The sequence below is a fragment of the Ruminococcus flavefaciens 007c genome (genome assembly GCF_000571935.1).
In the GTDB taxonomy this organism is placed as follows: domain Bacteria; phylum Bacillota; class Clostridia; order Oscillospirales; family Ruminococcaceae; genus Ruminococcus; species Ruminococcus flavefaciens_F.
In genome coordinates, this window is the sequence record NZ_ATAX01000027.1 from 1 (window position 1) to 656 (window position 656).

A 656-nucleotide genomic window follows, 5' to 3' on the forward strand; every position below is an offset into this window, starting at 1 on the left:
CATCAGCTTATAGCTGCTTACTATGCTGAAACCTTTAAGGATTGTGAGCTTACCGCAAAGATCAGCGACTACGCTGATAGAGTTTTTAGTGGTGGTACACCAACTACCTCAAATGAAAGCTACTGGAGTGGAGAGTTCAAATGGCTTTCATCGGGTGAAACTTCTCAAAAATACATCGTAGATACTGAAAAAACTATTACACAGGCAGGCGTTGATAATTCTTCTACCCGATTAGCCAAGAAATATGATACTGTAATAGCATCTGCTGGTCAAGGTCACACCAGAGGTCAAACCTCGATGTTGCTTACAGATACCTATATCAATCAGTCTATCATAGTTGTAGAGTCGGAAAGAATATATATGCCGTTTATTTATTGGAATATCTGCGGAAGATATGAAGAATTAAGAGTAATATCCAACTCCAATAGTATCCGTGGAAGCCTCACTACAAAAATGATTTCGGCATTTACTGCTCCTAAAGCTGATATAACGCAAATAAGCAGATTTTCAGAATTAGCTTGGGCTGCTATACACGAAATAGAAAAGAATTGCAATGAGATAGCAAGACTCGCAGCCCTCCGTGACACGCTCCTGCCGAAGCTGATGAACGGCGAAATCGACGTATCAGCGGTGCGGATTTAGGCGGCATACAAGCG

At 41.5% G+C, this 656-nt stretch carries 1 protein-coding gene; it reads left to right on the top strand.

Features of this window, described 5'->3' with window-relative positions; translation table 11 throughout:
- On the top strand, positions 1-642 hold a 642-nt coding region (locus RF007C_RS17500), incomplete at its 5' end, for a hypothetical protein (protein WP_037299788.1).
- Positions 643-656: the final 14 nt, after the last annotated feature.